An 18843-nucleotide genomic window follows, 5' to 3' on the forward strand; every position below is an offset into this window, starting at 1 on the left:
GGCCGGGAGGCGGGGCGTTCGCGTGCATGATCAACTGGCGGGGTGCAGACCGGTAAGCCACTCCTCCCCGATCCCGCCCGCCGCCTCGCCGCCTGGTGCGTCGTCGTCCTGCTCGTCGTGGGGGTCGCCGCCGTCGGGGTCGCGCTGGTCATCATCTTCCAGTCGGCCGTCACGCCCGTGCTGCTCGCGCTGCTCGGCACCGCGCTGCTCGGACCGGTCTTCGAGTGGCTCACCAAGCTGAAGCTGCCGCGGGCGCTGGCCGCGATCCTCACCTGCGTCGCGCTCGTCGCCGTGGTCGGCGGCGCCGGGTACATCGTCGTCACCGCGCTGATCGACACCGGCGAGCAGATCGTCGACTCGCTGCGTCAGGCCGGGGACTGGCTCAGGGACCACGTCGGCATCGTCGGCGCCGACGACATCGGAGACGTCGCCGACAAGGCCAAGGACCAGGTCGGCAAGTGGGGCTCCAACCTGGCCAACGGGGTGCTCGCCGGGCTCTCCGTACTCGGCTCGCTGCTCGCCACCAGCGTGCTCGCGCTGCTGCTCACCTTCTTCTTCCTCAAGGACTCCGACCGGGCCACGGGGCTCGCGCGCGCGATCGCCCCGCAGCACGCCGAGGTCGTCGAGGCCATGGGGCGGCGGGCCTTCGAGGCGATCTCCGGCTTCATGCGCGGCACGACGTTCATCGCGCTCATCGACGGCATCTGCATCACCATCGGGCTGCTGATCCTTCAGGTGCCGGGGGCGGTCGGGCTCGGCGCGCTGGTCTTCGTCGGCGCGTACATCCCCTACCTCGGCGCGACGCTGTCCGGGGCCGTCGCCGTGCTGGTCGCGCTCGCCGACCGGGGGCTGGTCATCGCCCTGTGGACGCTCGGGGTGATCCTCGCCGTGCAGCAGTTGGAGGGGCACATCCTGCAGCCGATGATCCAGTCGCGCACCGTCCAGATGCACCCCGCGATGGTGATGCTGGCGATCACGGCGGGCGCGGCGGTCGCCGGCATCCTCGGAATGCTGCTCGCGGTGCCGCTGGTGGCCGCCGCGTTCGGCATCCTCGGGGAGCTGAGGAGGCGTTACGCGCCCGTGGACATCGGCGGCGACGACCCGCCCGTTTCACGTGAAACGGGTGACGGTTCCAATGGGTCCTCCGGGCCCGACGGGTCCACCGGGTCCTCCCCGGCCGCCGAAGGTTCGTAGAGCTCGAACCAGATGCTCTTGCCCTCGCCCCGCGGGTCCACGCCCCAGCGGTCGGCGAGCAGCTCCATGAGCACCAACCCCCGCCCCGATGACGCCAGTTCGCCGGGGCGCCGCCTGTGGGGCAGGTCGTCGGAGGCGTCCGCGACCTCCACGCGCAGCCGGCGCGGTTCGGCGCCGTGCCGGGTCATCTCGGCGACCAGGAGCGCGTCCCCGTCGGTGTGCACCAGGACGTTGGTGACCATCTCGGAGACGAGCAGCACCGCCGAGTCGACCTGATCGGTGTCGGCCCAGTCGTGCAGCAGCTCGCGCAACTGCTGGCGGGCCGTCGCGATCCGCTCGGGCTCGGCCTGGGCGATGGTCATCGCGGTGCGCCGGGTCACGGTGGCGGCGGCGGACTGGATGCTGCGGCGCAGCAGCAACAGCGCGATGTCGTCCTCGCGGCGGTCCGCCAGCGGCCCCGTCGTGTGGTGCGAGGAGGGGCCGTGCACCGCCCGCACCAGGGCGTCGGCCAGCTCCTCCAGGCGGTCGTCCGGGCCGGCCTCCAGGGCCGCGCGGATCCGCGACCAGCCGGTGTCCAGGTCGTGCCCGCCCGTCTCGATCAGGCCGTCCGTGCAGATGAGCAGCGTCTCGCCGGGTTCGAGGGCGAGCCGGGTCGTCGGATAGTCCGCGTCCGGGTCGACCCCGAGCGGCAGCCCGCCCGCGGTGGGGCGGACGAGGACGGTGCCGTCGGCCATCCGGATCGCGGGGTCCGGGTGCCCGGCGCGGGCGATCTCCAGGACGCCGGTGGCGGGGTCGACCTGGACGTACAGACAGGTCGCGAAGCGCGGGTCGGCGCCCGATTCGTCGGTGTCGCCGATGCCGTGCAGGAAGCGGGAGGCGCGGGAGAGCACGGCGTCCGGCCGGTGCCCCTCCGAGGCGTACGCGCGCAGGGCGACCCGGAGCTGCCCCATCAGCCCTGCCGCGCGCACGTCATGCCCCTGGACGTCGCCGATGACGAGCGCGATACCCCCACCCGGCAGCGGGATCATGTCGTACCAGTCGCCGCCGACCTGGAGGCCGCCGCCGGTCGGCACGTAGCGGGCAGCGATGCTCATGCCGGGGATCTCCGGGCCGAGCGAGGGCAGCATCGTCTTCTGCAGGCCGTCGGTGAGCTCCCGCTCCGACTCGGCGACACCGGCCCTGGAGAGGGCCTGCGCCAGCATCCGCGCGACCGTGGTGAGCACCGAGCGCTCGTCGGGCGTGAACGACACCGGATAGGTGAAGCCCGCCATCCACGCGCCGATGGTGCGGCCCGCGACGACCAGCGGCAGGAACGCCCACGACTTGCGCTGGAAGCGGGCGGCCAGCGGCCAGGCCGCGGGGTAGCGGGCGCGGTACTCCTCCGGCGACGACAGATAGACCGCGCGCCCGGTGCGGACGACCTCGGCGGCCGGATAGTCCGTGGCGAGGTCCATATCGGTGAAGGGGGCCTCGTCGCCGTCCTCCTGGCCGTGGTGCCCGATGACGTTGAGCCGGTCGCCCGCCAGGCCGAACACCGCGAGGCCGTCCGGAGAGAACCCCGGCATGGAGAGCCCCGCGGCGACCCGCAGCACCTCCTCCGTGGACCCGGCCTCCGCGAGCGCCCGCCCCGCGTCCAGCAGGAACGCCTCGCGCGAGCGCCGCCAGTCGCCGGTCACCGGGGTGCGGGAGGCGGCCTCCGGCGGCGGCTCGGTGACCTCCTGGAGCGTCCCGATCAGCTCGAACGAGTCCGGTGCGTCGCCGTGCGCGATCGGCTTCGAGCGGCTGCGTACGGTGCGCAGCACATGGCCCTGCCCGTCCATGACGCGCAGCCGGGCCTCGGCGAGGGTGCCCTCGGCGACGGCGAGCTGCACGATGCCGTCTATCTCGTTCCAGTCGACCGGGTGGAAACGTGCGCGGACGGCGGACTCCGTCATGGTGACCGGCTCGCCCGGGGTGGCGGTGGGCAGCCCGATCAGCCGGGCGGCCTCGGCGTCGAAGGTGACGAGCCCCGCCCGGTTGTCCCATCGCCACAGCCCGGTCGCGAGTGCGGCGAGGACGTCCCCCACGGGAGGGAGGTCACCGGTGCGCATTGCCCCACTCTAGGAAGAGGTGATCGATTGCGGCCACCAGAGGCTTCGCCGGGGCGGGTGGGGGTGTTGCGGTGGGGCGGGGCTGACGGCGGGCCGCGACGGGGTGGGGGCCGTCCGAAGGCGCTGCCCGCGCCGGGGTGCCGCCTTGCCCACCCTGCCGCCCTTGGCGGCAGATTGCCCAAGGCGGCGGCGGGCGGCAGGGTGCTCAAGGCGGGGCCGGTAGGCTTGGGGGGATCCCGGTTGTCTCCCGGGGAACCCCAAGCGCAAAGGCTGGATGAACGACGATGCATCGGTACAGGTCCCACACCTGCGGCGAGCTCCGCGCCTCTGACGTCGGCTCCGACGTCCGGCTGAGCGGCTGGCTGCACAATCGCCGAGACCTGGGCGGCATCCTCTTCATCGATCTGCGCGACCACTACGGCATCACGCAGCTCGTCGCCCGCCCCGGCACCGAGGCCGCCGAGGTCCTCGACAAGCTGACGAAGGAAACGGTCGTCCGCGTCGACGGCAAGGTCGTCTCCCGCGGCGCCGACAACGTCAACCCGGAGCTGCCCACCGGCGACGTCGAGATCGAGGCCGCCACCGTAGAGGTGCTCGGCGGCGCCCAGCAGCTGCCGTTCCAGATCAACCAGGACGACGGCGTGGGCGAGGAGCGCCGCCTGGAGTACCGCTTCCTGGACCTGCGCCGCGAGCGCATGCACCGCAACATCATGCTGCGCAGCGAGGTCATCGCCTCGATCCGCTCGAAGATGGTCAACCTCGGCTTCAACGAGATGGCGACGCCGATCCTCACCGCCACCTCCCCCGAGGGCGCGCGTGACTTCGTCGTCCCGTCCCGCCTGAACCCGGGCAAGTTCTACGCCCTCCCCCAGGCGCCGCAGCAGTTCAAGCAGCTGCTGATGATCTCGGGCTTCGACCGCTACTTCCAGATCGCGCCGTGCTTCCGCGACGAGGACGCGCGCGCGGACCGCTCGCCCGGCGAGTTCTACCAGCTCGACATCGAGATGAGCTTCGTCGAGCAGGAAGACGTCTTCCGCCCGATCGAGAAGCTCATGACGGAGATCTTCACCGAGTTCGGCGGCGGCCGCGAGGTCACGTCCCCGTTCCCGCGGATCCCGTTCCGCGAGTCGATGCTGAAGTACGGCAACGACAAGCCGGACCTGCGCGCCAAGCTCGAACTCGTCGACATCACCGACGTGTTCGAGGGCTCCGAGTTCAAGGCGTTCGCCGGCAGGCACGTGCGCGCGCTGCCCGTCCCGGACACCGCCTCGCAGTCCCGCAAGTTCTTCGACGGCCTCGGTGACTACGCGGTCGAGCAGGGCGCGAAGGGCCTGGCCTGGATCCGCGTGGGCGAGGACGGCACGTTCGCGGGCCCGATCGCGAAGTTCCTCACCGAGGAGAACGTCAAGGTCCTCACCGAGCGCCTCGGCCTCAAGGCCGGCCACGCCGTGTTCTTCGGCGCGGGCGAGTTCGACGAGGTCTCGAAGATCATGGGCGCGGTCCGCGTCGAGGCCGCCAAGCGCGCGGGCCACTTCGAGGAGGGCGTCTTCCGCTTCTGCTGGATCGTCGACTTCCCGATGTACGAGAAGGACGAGGAGACCGGCAAGATCGACTTCTCCCACAACCCGTTCTCCATGCCGCAGGGCGGCATGAAGGACCTGGAGGAGAAGGACCCGCTGGACATCCTGGCGTGGCAGTACGACATCGTCTGCAACGGCACGGAGCTGTCCTCCGGCGCGATCCGGAACCACGAGCCCGAGATCATGCTCAAGGCCTTCGAGATCGCGGGCTACGACCGTGACACCGTCGAGCACGAGTTCGCGGGCATGCTCCGCGCGTTCCGCTTCGGCGCCCCGCCGCACGGCGGGATCGCCCCGGGCGTCGACCGCATCGTCATGCTCCTCGCCGACGAGCCGAACATCCGGGAGACCATCGCGTTCCCGCTGAACGGCAACGCGCAGGACCTGATGATGGGCGCGCCCACCGAGCTGGACGAGTCGCGCCTGCGCGAGCTCAACATCCAGCTGCGCAAGCCGGTCGAGAAGAAGTAGCTCACCGCACGACGTGAGGGCCCGGGGTCGTCGGCGGTTTCCAGGGGTCGTTGCAACACTCGGTCGTGTTGATCAGGTTGTGAGTAGGTTATGCAGGCGCTCGGCTGGGGTTTCCCAGTCGAGCGTTTTGCGTGGTCGGCTGTTGAGTTCGGCGGCCACGGCGGCGAGGTCGTCCCGGCTGTGCCGGGACAGGTCGGTTCCTTTGGGGAAGTACTGCCGCAGCAGGCCGTTGGTGTTTTCGTTCGATCCGCGTTGCCAGGGGCTGCCCGGATCACAGAAGTAGACCGGGATGTCGGTGGCGAGGCTGAAGGCGTGGTGGGCGGCCATCTCGGTGCCTTGGTCCCAGGTCAGGGATCGCTTCAGGTGGGGCGGCAGAGTTTGGACGGTATCGGCCAGCGCCTGGCGGACGGCCGATGCCGCGTAGCCGTTCGGCAGGTGGACGAGCATGAGGTAGCGGGTGCTGCGTTCGACGAGCGTGGCGATGGCGGAGCGGGAGTTGCTGCCGACGATGAGATCACCCTCCCAGTGGCCAGGGACGGCTCGGTCGGTCACTTCGGCGGGCCGTTCGCTGATCATCACCATGGGGTGCGGGAATCGCTGTCTGCGGCGGGCGGAGTGGCGATGGGGCTTACGGACGGCGCGTCCGGTCCGCAGTGCGCGGGTCAGCTCGCGGCGGAGTTCGCCGCGGCCTTGGACGTAGAGGGCTTGGTAGACCGTTTCGTGGACCACGTGCATCTCCGGCCGGTCGGGGAACCGTCTGCGCAGAGCGTGGCAGATCTGCTCCGGGCTCCAGCGCAGGGCCAGGTGTTCCTGGATGAAGTCCCGCAGCTCGGGGTTCATCGCGATCCTGGTGGCCTTGGGCCTTGACCGGCGCTTATCCGCCCGGCGCTGGGCAGCGTGCGGCCGGTAGTACCAGCGGCCGTCGGCCAGGACGGTCCGGTTTCGGCGGATCTCCCGGCTGATGGTTGACGGGCTGCGGCCCAGCTCGGCCGCGATCGTCCGGACGGCCGCCTTCTCGCGCAGCCGGTCGGCTATGTGGATGCGGTCTGCCTCGCGCAGGTAGCGCGAGGGACCGGCCGGCCCCTCGGCTAGGGGAACGAGGTGAGGCGGCACCACCCCACTGATGGGTGGTGCCGCTTTGTGGTGGCGGTCGGCGCTGCGGCCGTTACGCCATCGCCTGCCGGTCTTCGAGTTGATGCCGACGATCCGGCAGGCGTCCTCGTAGGGAATTCCTTGATCCACAAGCAGAAGGTATTGCTCCCGCTCCCGAGCCAACTTCCTCGGGCCTTGCGGTTTCCGGTCCTTCCGGATCTTGAAGTCCATCGCACCCCTGAAGTGGGATGTTGCGACGACCACTAGAACTCAAGGTCGACCCCGGGCCCTCACGCGTTCCCGCGCCGAGTGCTCAGCCGGACCGCGGCACCACGAGCCCCGACTCGTACGCCGCCACCACGGCCTGCGCCCGGTCGCGCACGCCCAGCTTGGCGAGCACCCGGCTGACATGCGTCTTCACGGTCTCCCCGCCGACGACCAGCCGCCCGGCGATCTCCTGATTGGACAGGCCCTCCGCGATCAGCCGCAGCACCTCGCGCTCGCGCGGGGTCAACGCGTCGACGGCGCAGGCCTGTTGGGGCACGGCCCGCGGGCGCAGGCGGGCGAACTCCGCGATCAGCCGCCGGGTGACCGTCGGCGCGAGCAGCGCCTCGCCCGCGGCCACCACCCGCACCGCCTCGAAGAGCCGCTCGGCCTGCATGTCCTTGAGCAGGAAGCCGCTGGCCCCGGCGGCGAGGGCGTCGTACACGTACTCGTCGAGGTCGAAGGTCGTCAGCATCACGATGCGGGTGTCCGGCAGCTCGCGGCCGATGCGGCGGGTGGCCTCGATGCCGTCCACGCCGGGCATGCGGACGTCCATCAGGACGAGGTCGGGGCGGACCTCGCGGCAGACGCGGACCGCTTCGGCGCCGCCGGGCGCGCTGCCGACCACCGTGAAGTCCTGCTGGCTGTCGAGGAGCGCGCCGAATCCCGCCCGTACGACGTCCTGGTCGTCGGCGACGACGATGCGGATGGCGTCGCTCATGAGGCGGGGGCCCGTACGGGCAGGACCGCGTCGACCAGGAAGCCGCCGGCCGGGGCCGGGCCCGCGTGCAGGGTGCCGCCCGCCATCGCGATGCGTTCGCGCATGCCGAGCAGCCCGTGGCCCGGCTCGCCGGGTCCCGTGCCGGGGCCGCAGTCCCGTACGCGTATCGCCAACTCGCTCTCCCTGTAGTGCAGTTCGACGTCCACGGCGACGCCAGGCGCGTGCCTGCGGGCGTTGGTCAGGGCTTCCTGGACGATGCGGTACGCGGTGAGTTCCAGACCCGGGGCGAGGGCGGTGACGTGGCCGCGGACGATGAGACGGACGGCGGTGCTACTCGCGGCGCGGGCCTCGTCGACGAGGGCGACGAGCTGGTCGAGGCCCGGCTGGGGCGAGCGGGGCGCGGCCCGCGCGGCCTCGGCGGGGGCGTCCTCACGCAGCACGCCCAGCAGCCGGCGCATCTCGGTGAGGGCGAGCCGGGCGGTGTCGCCGATCGCCAGGAACTTCTCGGCGCCCTCGTCCGACAGTCCGGGCGTCGTGTAGCGGGCCGTCTCCGCCTGCACCGAGATGGTCGAGATGTGGTGGGCCACGATGTCGTGCAACTCCCTTGCGATACGCGCCCGTTCGCCGAGCGCGGCATGGGCGAGGGCCGTGTCCGCGTACGCCCAGTCGGCGGCGGAACGGCGGGCCGCCTCGGCCTGCGCGCGCCGGGCGCCGCCCGCGGTGAGCGCGGCCGCCGCGCCCGCGAGGAGGACGACGCCGTAGGGCCCGGCGTCGTCCGTGAGCGCGTACGCGGTGAAGGGCACGGCGAACAGGACGGCGGTGCGGCCCGGCTGCCGCAGCCCCACCAGGTACAGGGCGGCGGCGAGCGCGGGCAGGCCCGCGTACAGCGTCTGGCCGTACGTGAGGGGGGCGAGCAGCGCGGCCGCGGTGAGGGCCGTGGCGGTGAGGAGGAGTTGGGGGCGGACGAAGGCGAGGGGGACGGTCGCGCCTAGCGCCAGTGCGAGCAGGCCGGGGAGTTCGGGGACCGGGTCGCGGCCCTGCCCGGTGACCTCGCCGAGCGCGACGAGCGCCAGGGCCGTGGCGGCGAGCAGCGGCAGGTCGCGTGCGGTCGCCGCGCGCCGCACCCCCGCCCGCGCCGCGGTCCAGGTCCAGGTCATGGCGGTCATTATCGGCGCCTGCCCGCGCGGGCGGCGTCCCCCTGCGGGGGGAGCGTCCCGGCCGGGAGACCACGCCCGGGCGGGACGCCGCCGCGCCGCCCGGTCCCTAACGTCAACGGGCATGACGGATATGACGATCGAGGCCCGCGGGCTGTGCAAGCGGTACGGGGCCACCATGGCCGTGGACGACCTCAGCTTCACCGTCGAGGCGGGGCGGGTGACCGGCTTCGTCGGACCCAACGGGGCCGGGAAGTCGACGACGCTGCGCATGATGCTCGGGCTCGACCGGCCCGACAGCGGCGCCGCGCTCATCGGCGGGCAGGACTACACCCGGCTCGCCGACCCGCTGTCCACGGTCGGCGCCCTGCTCGACTGCGAGGCGCTGCACCCGGGCCGCCGGGCCCGCGACCATCTGCTGTGGCTCGCCCACTACAACGGGCTGTCGAGCCGCCGCGTCGACCTCGTCCTCGACCAGGTCGGCCTCGCCTCCGCCGCGAAGAAGCGCGCGGGCGGCTTCTCCCTCGGGATGCGCCAGCGGCTCGGCATCGCGGCCGCGCTGCTGGGCGATCCGCCCGTGCTGATCCTCGACGAGCCGGTCAACGGACTCGACCCCGAGGGCATCCAGTGGATCAGGCGCTTCCTCAAGTCCCTTGCGGCAGAAGGACGTACGGTCCTCGTCTCGTCGCACCTGATGAGCGAGTTGCAGGACACCGCGGACCACGTCATCGTGATCGGCCGGGGGCGGCTGCTCGCCGACACCGACGTCGCCGCGCTGCTCGACGAGGCGTCCGGCGAACGCGTCGCCCTGCACACCGGCCACCGCGCCGAAGCCATGGCGGTGCTCGCGGGCGCCGACGCCACCGTCGCCGTGACCGGGCCCGACGCGCTCACCGTCACCGGTCTGACCGCCGAGGAGGTCGTCGCCCGGCTCGGCGCGCACGGCATCCCGTTCTCCGAACTGTCCCGGCACCGGGCCACGTTGGAAGAGGCGTACATGGAACTCACCGGCGGGGCCTCGGAGTTCACCGCTACCGGACCGAGCGCGCAGGAGGCGTCGTCATGAGGTCGCCGATGGTCCGTGCCGTGCGCGCCGAGTGGACCAAGCTGCGCAGCGTCCGCAGCACGCCTCTCGCCCTGCTGGCCCTCCTCGTGCTGAGCGTGCTGCTGACCGTCGCGTCGGCGAACGGCAGCCAGTTCGGCTACGGCGGCCCGAAGAAGTCCGACAGCTCGACCTTCGTGCACCGGCCCGCCGCGGGCGACGGCACCTTCACCGTGCGTGTCGCCGCGCAGAAGAACAGCGCGGACTGGGCGAAGGCGGGCCTGCTCCTGAAGGAAGGCACCGCGAGCGGATCCTCGTACACCGCCCTGATGGTGACGCCGGAGCACGGCGTGCGGATGATGGCCGACGGCACGCACGAACTGACCGGCTCCGGGAGCGCGGACGCCCCGCGCTGGCTGCGGCTCGTCCGGGCCGGGGACCGGGTCACCGGCTACGAGTCTGCCGACGGCCGGGCCTGGCACAAGGTCGGCACGCTCACCGTCGCCCACCTGCCCGCTACCGCCGAGGCGGGCCTCTTCGTCACGTCGCCGATCGACGGCAAGGAGGAGCGCACCGGCCCCGGCGATGTGCGCATGCACCCCGTGGCCACGCTCGGCAGGGCCGTCTTCGACCACGTCGCCTTCCCCGCGCGGGCCGACGCGGGCTGGCGGCAGACGGACATCCAACAGGCCGTGAAGAAGGGCGAGATGGCCGACCCCGTCGCCGCCCCGAAGCCCTACCGCGAGCACGCCGGCACCTTCACGCTCACCGGCAGCGGTGATCTGGGCGGCCTCGGCATGGGTGGCGTCGGACAGCTCGGCGGACAGCCCGACCTGGTCAAGATGGCGCTCGACGACGGCATCCAGATCGCGACCATCGCGGTGATCGCGCTCGGCGTCCTGTTCATCACGTCCGAGTACAAGACGGGGACCGTACGCACCACGTTCACCGCGAGCCCGCGGCGCGGACGGGTGCTCGCCGCGAAGGCGCTGGTCCTCGGCGCGACGGTGTTCGTCGTGGGCCTGGTCGCGAGCGTGGCGGAGTTCCTCGTCGCCCGCCCCGCCCTGCGCGACAACGGCTTCGCCCCGCCGCTCTTCCCCGAGCTCTCCCTCACCGACCCGGCGACGATGCGGGCGATCGTCGGCAGCGCGGCGTTCCTCGCGCTGGCCGCCGTGCTGAGCCTGGGCGTCGGGGCGGTGCTGCGGCGCGCGGTGCCGGCCGTCGTCCTGATGATCGTGACGTTCCTCGTGCTGCCGATCGTCGCGCAGAGCACGTCCATCGGCTTCAGCGACTTCGTCGGCCGCGCCACCCCGACGGCCGGCCTCGCGATCCAGCAGACCCGCCGGCTCCTCGACACCGTCATCACACCGTGGGCGGGCTTCGGGGTGCTCTGCCTGTACGTGGCCGTGGTGCTCGGCGCGGCGCGGTGGCGGCTGACCGGGCGGGACGTATGACGGCGGCGGGGGCGGCGCGCGCTGTGCACGGGGAATGGACCAAACTCCGTACCGTTCCCGGGCAGTTGTGGACGGTGGTGTCCGTGACCGGGGTGATGGTCGCGTTCACCGCGCTGATGGCGGCGAGCGCGGGCAGGGGCCAGTCGGGGGTGCTCGCGCCGACCGCGCTGTCCCTGTCCGGGGTGTACCTGGCGCAGACGGCGGCCGCGCTCGTCGCGGTCGCCGTGGTCTCGTCCGAGTACCCGCGCATGATCCGTACGACCCTGGCGGCGAACCCGCGGCGCACGACGGTGTTCGGGGCGAAGACGGCGGTGGTCGCGGGGGCGGTCCTGGCTGCGTCGCTCCCCGCGGTCCTCGGCTCGGTGGTGGCGGGCCGCGCGGTGCTCGCGGACGTCCCTCAACTCCCGTTCTCGTCCGGCCAGTTGTGGCGGGCGACGCTCGGCACGGTCGTCTACCTGCTGCTCGTCGCGCTGCTGAGCGTCGGGGTGGCGCTGGTGATGCGGCACGCGGCGGCGGCCGTTGGGGCGGTGATGGCGCTGCTGTACGGGCCCTACCTGGCCACGCTGATCATCACGATGCCGGAGCACGTGCTGCACCGGGTCCAGAAGTTCTCCCCGATGACGGCGGGCCTGGCGGTGCAGACGACGGCGGGCGGCCAGGGCACGGCGCCGCTCGCGCCGTGGACCGGCATCGCCGTCCTCGCCGCGTACGCGGGCGGGGCGCTGGTGGTGGGGTGGGGAGCGCTGAGATGGCGGGATGCGTGATCGCGGGACGCGTGATCCGAGTGTCACTGTCAGTGGCGGCCCGTACTGTGGAACGCGTACCTGATCCACGCTGACGAGGTTGGGGAGGCCGTCATGAGTCTCGTAGAGGAGCGGTCCGCTGTGGTGCTGAGCCAGGAGGACTTCGAGGAGATGGCCCGCCACGCCATACGGACGAACGAGGCGCTGAGGCTGGAGTTCATTGGCGGAAAACTGGGGGTCAAGGGCATGCCGGACGGGGATCACGGGCGGATCATCGCGTGGTTGACGCGGCTGTGCATCCAGTCCGACAGCGGCTGGTGGCTCTATCCGGAGCAGGGCCTGCGCGTGGAGACGTATCGCAACGGCAATGCCCGCCCGGACGGGGCGCTCGTCCCGATCGACGGGTTCGTCGGCCAGGGCGAGTGGGCCTCCACCGACGGCGTCCTGATGGTTGTCGAGGTGACCTCCGCCGACCGTGACACCAACCAGCGGGACCGGGTCGAGAAGCCCCGCGCCTACGCCGAGTCCGAGATCCCCGTGTATCTGCTGATCGACCGGGACAGCTGCGAGGTCAAGGTGCACTCGCAGCCGGACGGGGTGCGGTACGAGCAGCTTGCGACCGTGCCGTTCGGTAAGACCGTGACGCTTCCCGACCCCGTCGGCATCGAGCTGGACACCGAGCCGCTCAAGGAGTGGGCGGGCTGAGCAGCGCGAAGGGCCCGGAACCGGGGGTCGGTTCCGGGCCCTTCGTACAGCGTCTCGTTACGCCGCCGACTTCTCCTCCAGGCGCGGGAAGAGCACCGCGCCCTTGGTCACCGTGGCACCAGCAGGCAGCTGGCCCCAGGTGCCGGCGTCCTGGACCTTCTGGTCCGCAAGCGCGCCCAGGGAGGGCTCGGCGCCCAGGGAGTCCCACAGCTTGGCGGACGTCTCCGGCATCACCGCGTTGAGCAGCACCGCGACCGCGCGCAGCGATTCGGCCGCCGTGTAGAGGATGGTCGCGAGGCGGGCCTTGCCCTCGGGAGAGTCGTCCTTGGCGACCTTCCAGGGCTCCTGTTCCGTGATGTAGCCGTTGACCTGCTTCACGAAGTCGAAGATCGACAGGATGCCGCTCTGGAAGTCCAGCTCGTCGCCGATCTTCTGGTCGGCCTCGGCGACCGCCTTGGCCAGGCCCTCCTGGATGGCCCGCTCGGCCTCGCCCGCGGCCGTGGCCTCGGGCAGTGCGCCGCCGAAGTACTTGCCGACCATGGCGGCCACGCGCGAGGCGAGGTTGCCGTAGTCGTTGGCCAGTTCACTGGTGTAGCGGGCGGAGAAGTCCTCCCACGAGAACGAGCCGTCGCTGCCGAAGGAGATCGCGCGCAGGAAGTACCAGCGGTAGGCGTCGACGCCGAAGTGCGAGGTCAGGTCCTGCGGCTTGATGCCGGTCAGGTTCGACTTCGACATCTTCTCGCCGCCGACCATCAGCCAGCCGTTGGCCGCGACCTTGCCCGGCACCGGCAGGCCCTGCGCGAGCAGCATCGCGGGCCAGATCACCGCGTGGAAGCGGAGAATGTCCTTGCCGACGAGGTGCACGTTCGCGGGGAACGTCTCCTCGAACTTCTCCTGGTTCGCGCCGTAGCCGACCGCCGTCGCGTAGTTGAGCAGCGCGTCGACCCACACGTAGATCACGTGCTTGTCGTCCCAGGGGACCGGGACACCCCAGTCGAAGGTCGAGCGGGAGATGGAGAGGTCCTGAAGCCCCTGCTTGACGAAGTTCACGACCTCGTTGCGCGCCGACTCCGGCTGGATGAAGCCAGGGTTCGCCTCGTAGTGCGCGAGGAGCTTGTCGGTGTACTCGCTCAGCTTGAAGAAGTAGTTCTCCTCCTTGAGGATCTCCACCGGCTTCTTGTGGATCGGGCACAGCTTCGTGCCGTCCTCGTCCTCGATGAGGTCGCCGGGGAGCTTGTACTCTTCGCATCCGACGCAGTACGGGCCCTCATAGCCGCCCTTGTAGATCTCGCCCTTGTCGTAGAGATCCTGGACGAACTCCTGCACGCGGTCCGTGTGACGCTTCTCCGTCGTACGGATGAAGTCGTCGTTCGCGATGTTCAGGTGCTCCCAGAGGGGCTTCCAGGCCTCCTCGACGAGCTTGTCGCACCACTCCTGGGGCGTGACGTTGTTCGCCTCGGCAGTGCGCATGATCTTCTGACCGTGCTCGTCCGTGCCGGTGAGGTACCACACCTTCTCGCCGCGCTGACGGTGCCAGCGCGTGAGCACGTCCCCTGCAACGGTCGTGTAGGCGTGGCCCAGGTGAGGAGCGTCGTTTACGTAATAGATCGGGGTGGAGACGTAGTACGTCTTCGCACCCTGCTTCTCGGTTCCAGTGGCCGCCATGGTCGAAATCCTACTGGCCCGATCGGGGCTGGTTCACACGTGTTTCGGGTGGCGGACGGAAGCCGTCCGCCACCTGCGGGGTTTGTTCTGCGGGGTTACGGGCGCCAGGACTCCAGGAGGCCCTTGTAGAGCTCCGCGTCCGTGAGCTCCAGCGGGGTCTCGCCCGCGTGGAAGACGGCGGTGTTGTCCGCCTTCAGCTTGCGGAGGTAGTCGAAGCCCTTGCTCTCCGGGTCGCCGAACGTCACGAACTGGAAGAAGAGCGGGTGCTTGGACGCTGCCGCGAGGGCCTCGTTCGCCGGCCGCTGGACGTCCGGGGGGCCGTCCGTCTGGAAGATCACCAGGGCGGGGGCGCTCGGATCGTCCGACTTCTCGTGGTGCGCCACGATCTCCTCGATCGCGCGGTGGTAGCTGGTGCGGCCCATCCGGCCCGCCTCCGCGTGCCACGCGTCGACCTTGCCCTCGTACGCGTCCAGGGTGAGGTCGCCGGCGGCGTCGATGTCCGTCGAGAAGATCACCGTGTGGACGGTGGGGGTCTCGCGGGGGTCGAGGTGGGCGGCGAGCGCGACGGTCTGCTCCGCGAGGGCGGCGGTCGAGCCGTTCTTGTAGTACGAGCGCATGGAGCCGGAGCGGTCCAGGACGAGGTAGACCGTGGCGCGGGTGCCGGTGAGGCCGCGCTTCTTGAGCGCGGCGCCGGCGGCGGTGTGCGCCGCCGCGAGGCCGGGGGCGCGGGTCTTTACCTTGGCGGAGGTGTGGGCGGGCTTCTTCACCGGACCGGGCTCGACGTCCTCGGTCTTGTCGGCCTGCGCCGGGGTCTTTGCCGCGACGGGGTCGGCCTTCTCGGTCTCTTCGGCCTGGTCCGGGGTGCTCGCCGCGACGGGGTCGACGTCCTCGGTCTTGTCGGCCTGCGCCGGAGCGGGCTCTTCCGCTGCGACGGGGTCGGCCCCCTTGTCCTCTTCGGCCTGCACCGGGGGCTGTGCCCACCCGTCCCGCCCTGCGGGACGCTTGCCCACAGCGGGGGCGGGGGCCGGACGCTCGGCGTCGTCCTTCGCCGTGCCCACAGCGGTGGCCTCGGCCTCGGCGGCGACCTGACGTTCGGCGTCGTCCTTGGCCTCAGCCGGGGCCGGGCTCTCGGTGTCGGCCGTGATCGGCTCGGCGGCCGGAGCGGTGGGCTTGGGCTCCGGCTTTTCCGCGGCCTCGGCCGGGGGCGCAGCCTCTGCCTCGTCCTTGGTCACCTCGGCCGGGACCGGAGCCGGAGCCTCCTCCTCGGGCGTCTCCTCGGCCGGAGCCGAACCCTCAGCCTCGGAATCGGTCGCCTCTTCGGCCGCAGCCTCCGCCTTGAGCTCAGCCGAAGCCGGCTCCTCCGAGGACTCCGGCGTCTCCCCGCTCACCCGTTCCCCGCCCACCGGAGGTGACGGCTTTGGGACGGTGATGTTGTCGAAGGCGGCCGAGACCAGATCGTCGGCCTCGCCCTTGGAGGGGGCGGGGACCGTTGGCCGGTCCGTGGTGGCGGGCGCCGGGTCCGGAGCGGCAGCGGTCCCGTCTTTTTTGCGCGATCGCCCGAACGCGTTCCGCAGCAGATCCAGAATGCCCATGTGCGCAACCTTCCGCATGAGTTGTCCCCGACGTCGGCCCTGGAACCCCTGGCCAGGGCGGACACGTAAGGTTAGCCGCCACTGGCCGTGATCTTGGGCAGGGTCGGGCCCCTTCGCCCGGGCGGACAACTGCCGCCCTTTCTGTGTGGGTTCAGTCGATCACGCCCGACTCCGTGAGACGTGTCCGATACGCCGGTGACTGGTGTGCTGCCTCCCAATAGGCCTCTCGCAGGGCCGGAAGCACCGCGTCCAGGACGGTCGCGGTGCGGGCCGCGAGGAGGAGGCGTACGGCCACCGGGTCGCCCTCCAAGGGGCGGATCGCCATGTCGGGGCGGGCGAGGGACGTCGGCTGGCAGAGCGTCACCACTTCGCCGGTCGCGACGAGGTTGGACGCGGTCAGGTAATCGCCGTGCAGCACGCGGGGGTTGAGGCCCGCCGAGCGGAACGCCCTGAGCAGGCCGTCCCATTCGCCGTCCACCGTCGGGTCGATCATCCAGCGGTCCTCCGCCAGGTCCGTCAGGCGTACGACGGGACTGCCCGCCGCCGGGTGGTCCGCCGACAGGGAGACGTACTGGGGTTCGCGCGCGAGCAGCACCTTGCACGTCAGGTCCTGCGGGATGCGCAGCGGACTGCCCTCCACCTCGTGGACGAACGCCACGTCGAGGCCGCCCTCGGCGACCAGGCGGAGCAGCGCGTGCGCCGAGACGTCCATGCGCAGCGACGGCTCGTGCGGTGAACGCGCGCGCAGGCGGCGCAGCCAGCCCGGTATCGCGCGGCTGGCGGTGGAGCCGATGCGCAGGCGGTCGCCGGCCGCGTCCCGCGCCATCGCCCGCGTCTCGTCGACCAGCGCGCGCAGGTCGTCCACGAGCGGGCGGGCGCGCGTGAGGAGCGTGCGGCCGAGCGGGGTCGGGCGGCAGCCGGTGCGTTCGCGGGTGAACAGGCGGCCGCCGAGGTGGTCCTCGATGCGGCGCAGCTGGGTGCTGAGGGCGGGCTGGGTCATGCCCAGGTGGCGGGCCGCCTTGTGCAGGCTGCCGGTGTCCTCGATCGCGCACAGGACGCGCAGGTGCCGCACTTCCAGCTCCATGGGCGTTGAGCGTAGGCCGCTCCCGTACGTCGCACCAGAGTCAACTGTGTGGTGATAGCGCGGAGTTATCGCACAGTGGCATCTTTCCCGTGCGTCCCGCCCGCCCCACACTCTCACGCATGGACATGACACCACCCCCCACAGTCATCCGTCTTCTCGCCTGTGCCTTCGGCGCCGGCCTCACCGTCACCGCCCTCGCCGCGAGCCCGGCGGCCGCCCATCAGACGACCGACCGGCAGGCGGCCACGCCGTCGTACGCGCGCTACGCCGGGTCCGCCGAGGAGGCCGCAGGCAACAAGGCCTTCTTCGAGGCCGTCCTGAAGTCCGTCGCCGAGAAGCGGGCCGCCAACCCCGGCGCCGAGTCCGTCACCGTCTTGTACGACGCCTCGGGCGCGCCGACCTTCCAGCAGCAGATAGCGAACAGCGCGTCGATCTGGAACTCGTCGGTGTCGAACGTGAAGCTCCAGGCCTCCTCCGGCGGCGGCGACTTCTCGTACCGCGAGGGGAACGACTCGCGCGGTTCGTACGCGTCGACGGACGGGCACGGCAGCGGCTACGTCTTCCTGGACTACGCGCAGAACCAGGAGTACGACTCCACGCGCGTGACCACGCACGAGACCGGTCACGTGCTCGGCCTCCCCGATCACTACGAGGGGCCGTGCAGCGAGCTGATGTCGGGCGGCGGCCCCGGCCCCTCGTGCACCAACCCGAACCCGGACGCGAACGAGAAGGCGCAGGTGGAATCCCTCTGGGCCAACGGGTTCGCCAAGGCCCTGCACAAGGCGGAGCTCCGGCTGCGCTAGCCGGACCGACCGGATCGGATCGGACCGGTCTCCCCCACCGGATCGGACCGGTCTCCCCCCACCTGACCGATCCGGTCCCCCGCACCGGGCCGCCGCCCGTCTCCCCACGGGCGGCGCGCCCGGCTCAGCCGTGCAGCGTCAGGTCCACCAGGAGCGCCCGGTGGTCCGTGTCCGCGAGGTGGATGAAGCGGGACTTGTCCGCCGAGAAGTCGTCGGTCACCAGGACGTGGTCGATCTGTGTGCCCAGCGGGCCCGGCGCCGTCGACGGCCAGCTCGGTCTGCGGGCGTGGCCGGTGAGGCGGGCCGCGTCGTGCAGCGCCCCCGCGTCGAGGATCCGGCGGAACGCCGCGTGGTCCTGCGTCGCGTTGAAGTCCCCCGCCATGATCGTGGGTCCCCCGCTCGCCCGGGCGACGTCCGCGAGGCGGCCGAGTTCCGTCTTCCACACGCCCACCTGGTCGGGCAACGGCGGCATGGGATGCGCGAGTTGGAGGCGCACCGCGTGCCCCCGTACGTCCGCGGTGGCGGCCGGCATGCCCATCGTTGCGGTCACCTTCGGTGCCGCCTTCAGCGGGAACGTACTCAGGATCACCGAGCCCTCCGAGCCGTCCGCGGCCACGGCCCGCCGGTGCGGGTAGCGGGTGCGCAGCGACTCGCGGTCCAGCGCGTCCCGGCAGGGCCGCCCGCACTCCTCGACGAACACGATGTCGGGGTGGTGCCGCGTGACCGTGTCGATCAGTGCGTTGGTGCCGCGGCTGAACTGGACGTTGGACGCGAGGACCCGGACGCCGGAGACGAGGGCGCCGTCCGGCTCGACGTCCTTCCCGTACGGCTCCATGTACCAGGCGAGCGCGCCGAGGGCGGCGACGCCCCAGACGAGCCCCGTACGCCAGCGCGACAGCAGCGCGAGGAGCAGGGCGGCGGCCGTGGGCGCGATCAGCCAGGGGAGGAACGCGAGGAGTTGGGGCACGGGTGTCACCGCGTCGCGGTCCGTGGCCCGGCAGGCGACGACCGCGCTGACCACCGCGAGCAGCAGCGCCGCCGCCCACGCTCCCGCCCTGTTCACACGGCGGCGCCCGGTGCCCCGCGGCTCGTACCGCGGGGCACCGGGCGCCTCGTCCGCTTCTTCGATGTGCTGCTGCCGCTGGCTCAAGGCCCGCCCCCGTCCCCGTCCCCCGTACCGTCTGTTCGG

General features: G+C 71.7%; 14 protein-coding genes and 1 pseudogene. 7 read left to right on the top strand and 8 right to left on the bottom strand.

What is annotated here, in order from left to right:
- The first annotated feature begins 42 nt into the window (after positions 1 to 42).
- Positions 43 to 1194 carry an AI-2E family transporter gene (locus tag ACP4E5_RS23840; protein ID WP_425831868.1) on the top strand — a complete coding sequence of 384 codons (1152 nt, stop codon included), beginning with the start codon at positions 43 to 45 and terminating at the stop codon, positions 1192 to 1194.
- Here ACP4E5_RS23840 and ACP4E5_RS23845 read toward each other — a convergent pair.
- A pseudogene (locus ACP4E5_RS23845) lies at positions 1173 to 3284 on the bottom strand (ATP-binding SpoIIE family protein phosphatase); the annotation flags it as partial. The gene ACP4E5_RS23840 and the pseudogene ACP4E5_RS23845 overlap by 22 nt on opposite strands.
- A gap of 284 nt (positions 3285 to 3568) precedes the next feature.
- On the opposite strand from ACP4E5_RS23845, the gene aspS reads away from it, so the two are divergent.
- A complete protein-coding gene (gene aspS / locus ACP4E5_RS23850; protein ID WP_425831870.1) occupies positions 3569 to 5335 on the top strand; it encodes an aspartate--tRNA ligase in 1767 nt (588 codons plus the stop codon).
- A gap of 72 nt (positions 5336 to 5407) precedes the next feature.
- On the opposite strand, the gene ACP4E5_RS23855 is transcribed toward aspS, so the two are convergent.
- From ACP4E5_RS23855 to ACP4E5_RS23865, 3 genes are all read right to left on the bottom strand, one after another.
- Positions 5408 to 6658: an IS30 family transposase gene (locus tag ACP4E5_RS23855; protein ID WP_425831872.1), complete on the bottom strand. Its 1251-nt coding sequence runs from the start codon at positions 6656 to 6658 to the stop codon at positions 5408 to 5410.
- Between the two features lie 82 nt (positions 6659 to 6740).
- Entirely contained in the window at positions 6741 to 7412 is a 672-nt protein-coding gene (locus ACP4E5_RS23860; RefSeq protein ID WP_425831874.1) for a response regulator, read from the bottom strand.
- Positions 7409 to 8569 (bottom strand): sensor histidine kinase, encoded by a 1161-nt coding sequence (locus ACP4E5_RS23865; protein ID WP_425831876.1) that lies wholly within the window; start codon positions 8567 to 8569, stop codon positions 7409 to 7411. Before ACP4E5_RS23865 ends, ACP4E5_RS23860 begins: the two co-directional genes overlap by 4 nt.
- 121 nt (positions 8570 to 8690) lie before the next feature.
- Here ACP4E5_RS23865 and ACP4E5_RS23870 point away from each other — a divergent pair, with 121 nt between their 5' ends.
- The 4 genes from ACP4E5_RS23870 (at position 8691) to ACP4E5_RS23885 (ending at position 12510) form a co-directional block, all read left to right on the top strand.
- On the top strand, positions 8691 to 9632 hold the full coding sequence (locus ACP4E5_RS23870) for an ABC transporter ATP-binding protein (RefSeq protein ID WP_425831878.1): 942 nt from the start codon (positions 8691 to 8693) through the stop codon (positions 9630 to 9632).
- A complete protein-coding gene (locus ACP4E5_RS23875) occupies positions 9629 to 11062 on the top strand; it encodes an ABC transporter permease subunit (protein ID WP_425831880.1) in 1434 nt (477 codons plus the stop codon). The genes ACP4E5_RS23870 and ACP4E5_RS23875 overlap by 4 nt, the downstream gene beginning before the upstream one ends.
- An 83-nt stretch (positions 11063 to 11145) precedes the next feature.
- The gene (locus tag ACP4E5_RS23880; protein WP_425831882.1) at positions 11146 to 11826 is read left to right on the top strand and encodes a hypothetical protein; all 681 of its coding nucleotides are present in this window, start codon (positions 11146 to 11148) and stop codon (positions 11824 to 11826) included.
- Between the two features lie 93 nt (positions 11827 to 11919).
- Positions 11920 to 12510, top strand: coding sequence for a Uma2 family endonuclease (locus tag ACP4E5_RS23885; RefSeq protein ID WP_425831884.1), 591 nt, complete (start codon positions 11920 to 11922; stop codon positions 12508 to 12510).
- A gap of 57 nt (positions 12511 to 12567) precedes the next feature.
- Here the strand turns inward: ACP4E5_RS23885 and metG are convergent, their stop codons facing one another.
- From metG to ACP4E5_RS23900, 3 genes are all read right to left on the bottom strand, one after another.
- Entirely contained in the window at positions 12568 to 14175 is a 1608-nt protein-coding gene (metG, locus tag ACP4E5_RS23890) for a methionine--tRNA ligase (RefSeq protein WP_425831886.1), read from the bottom strand.
- A gap of 95 nt (positions 14176 to 14270) precedes the next feature.
- A complete protein-coding gene (locus ACP4E5_RS23895; protein ID WP_425831888.1) occupies positions 14271 to 15767 on the bottom strand; it encodes a VWA domain-containing protein in 1497 nt (498 codons plus the stop codon).
- Positions 15768 to 15918: 151 nt separating this feature from the next.
- The gene (locus ACP4E5_RS23900; RefSeq protein ID WP_425831890.1) at positions 15919 to 16851 is read right to left on the bottom strand and encodes a LysR family transcriptional regulator; all 933 of its coding nucleotides are present in this window, start codon (positions 16849 to 16851) and stop codon (positions 15919 to 15921) included.
- Positions 16852 to 16976: 125 nt separating this feature from the next.
- Between ACP4E5_RS23900 and snpA the strand changes: the two genes are divergently transcribed.
- On the top strand, positions 16977 to 17654 hold the full coding sequence (gene snpA / locus ACP4E5_RS23905; protein WP_425841611.1) for a snapalysin: 678 nt from the start codon (positions 16977 to 16979) through the stop codon (positions 17652 to 17654).
- Positions 17655 to 17778: 124 nt separating this feature from the next.
- Here the strand turns inward: snpA and ACP4E5_RS23910 are convergent, their stop codons facing one another.
- Entirely contained in the window at positions 17779 to 18783 is a 1005-nt protein-coding gene (locus tag ACP4E5_RS23910; RefSeq protein ID WP_425841614.1) for an endonuclease/exonuclease/phosphatase family protein, read from the bottom strand.
- Positions 18784 to 18843 lie beyond the last annotated feature (60 nt).

Origin of the sequence: Streptomyces fractus (assembly GCF_049844455.1) — a bacterium.
Taxonomy (GTDB): Bacteria; Actinomycetota; Actinomycetes; order Streptomycetales; family Streptomycetaceae; genus Streptomyces; species Streptomyces fractus.

Coding starts and splice junctions, on each gene's coding strand:
- ACP4E5_RS23855 (WP_425831872.1), bottom strand. CDS start 6,658: ATGGACTTCAAGATCCGGAAGGACCGGAAACCGCAAGGCCCGAGGAAG.
- ACP4E5_RS23870 (WP_425831878.1), top strand. CDS start 8,691: ATGACGGATATGACGATCGAGGCCCGCGGGCTGTGCAAGCGGTACGGG.
- ACP4E5_RS23875 (WP_425831880.1), top strand. CDS start 9,629: ATGAGGTCGCCGATGGTCCGTGCCGTGCGCGCCGAGTGGACCAAGCTG.
- ACP4E5_RS23860 (WP_425831874.1), bottom strand. CDS start 7,412: ATGAGCGACGCCATCCGCATCGTCGTCGCCGACGACCAGGACGTCGTA.
- ACP4E5_RS23865 (WP_425831876.1), bottom strand. CDS start 8,569: ATGACCTGGACCTGGACCGCGGCGCGGGCGGGGGTGCGGCGCGCGGCG.
- ACP4E5_RS23900 (WP_425831890.1), bottom strand. CDS start 16,851: ATGGAGCTGGAAGTGCGGCACCTGCGCGTCCTGTGCGCGATCGAGGAC.
- snpA (WP_425841611.1), top strand. CDS start 16,977: ATGACACCACCCCCCACAGTCATCCGTCTTCTCGCCTGTGCCTTCGGC.
- ACP4E5_RS23885 (WP_425831884.1), top strand. CDS start 11,920: ATGAGTCTCGTAGAGGAGCGGTCCGCTGTGGTGCTGAGCCAGGAGGAC.
- metG (WP_425831886.1), bottom strand. CDS start 14,175: ATGGCGGCCACTGGAACCGAGAAGCAGGGTGCGAAGACGTACTACGTC.
- aspS (WP_425831870.1), top strand. CDS start 3,569: ATGCATCGGTACAGGTCCCACACCTGCGGCGAGCTCCGCGCCTCTGAC.
- ACP4E5_RS23895 (WP_425831888.1), bottom strand. CDS start 15,767: ATGGGCATTCTGGATCTGCTGCGGAACGCGTTCGGGCGATCGCGCAAA.